Source organism: Vibrio sp. D173a (genome assembly GCF_030248475.1).
This window is the reverse complement of sequence record NZ_JAHGAH010000843.1, coordinates 1-870: the sequence shown is the minus strand read 5'-3', so window position 1 is coordinate 870 and position 870 is coordinate 1. Positions and strand designations below refer to the sequence as shown.

Annotated in this window: 2 protein-coding genes; both read right to left on the bottom strand. The window is 43.2% G+C overall.

Going from position 1 to position 870, the window contains the following annotated elements:
- A partial coding sequence (locus tag KIV40_RS29720; protein WP_285352852.1) for an amidohydrolase family protein occupies window positions 1–663 on the bottom strand: 663 nt, incomplete at its 3' end.
- Between the two features lie 131 nt (window positions 664–794).
- Window positions 795–870: AraC family transcriptional regulator (locus KIV40_RS35640; protein ID WP_375164913.1), on the bottom strand; the 76-nt coding region annotated here is incomplete at its 5' end.

Genomic DNA, 870 nt, shown 5'->3' with positions numbered 1-870 from the left:
AGGGTCAATGTCAGACGAGATACCACCAGAAGTCATAATCTTGATACCAGAAGCACCCATACCCATGTTCACACGAACTTCACGACGCATTTCATCTGGTGTATCAGCGATAGCGGTGATGTTACGGTCATACATTCGCTTCTCAAGAGCTTCGTCCCCTAGACCAGAAACAGGTCGCCAGTCAGCATGGCCTGCTGTTGGAGAAATTAAACGACCTACGTGGAAGATACGTGGTGCTTTGATTGTACCCTCACGCTCAGCAATGAACATAGAGTTGTCATTACCACCGATATCACGGACAGTGGTAAAACCAGACATTAGAGATTCATTAGCTGAATCGACTGCGCGATAAGCCATAAGGTCAGTTGGCTGTGCAATACCGAAATCGTCCATCTTCTTAGCTTCATTGAATCGTAGGTGCACGTGGGTATCAACTAGGCCAGGCATCAGTGTCTTGCCTTCACCGTCAATCACAGTGTGACCTTCAGCGTCTATGTTACCTTCAGAGATCTTAGTGATCTTGTTACCTTCAACTAGTACAGAATGGTTCTCGTACAGTTTGTTATCCACACCGTTAAAGATATCGACATTAGTAAATAGAGTACCCGCTTGAGCGCCCATAGTTGCCAATAGAAGTGATGATGCTAATACTGTCTTTTTCATGTTTATTACCTACATTCTCTGAAAGTGAAAACTTACTCAGGGTTCAGCAGAACCGTGTGATAAGCGATGAGTGAATAATAAATAGTTCAGAGTGTAGAAATGTACATTTTGCGAAATTCAACAATACGAGATTAAATTTGTGCCTTTAGATACTGTTTAGGTGACAGCCCTGTCACTCTCTTGAAAGTACGTATAAAGGCAGATGGT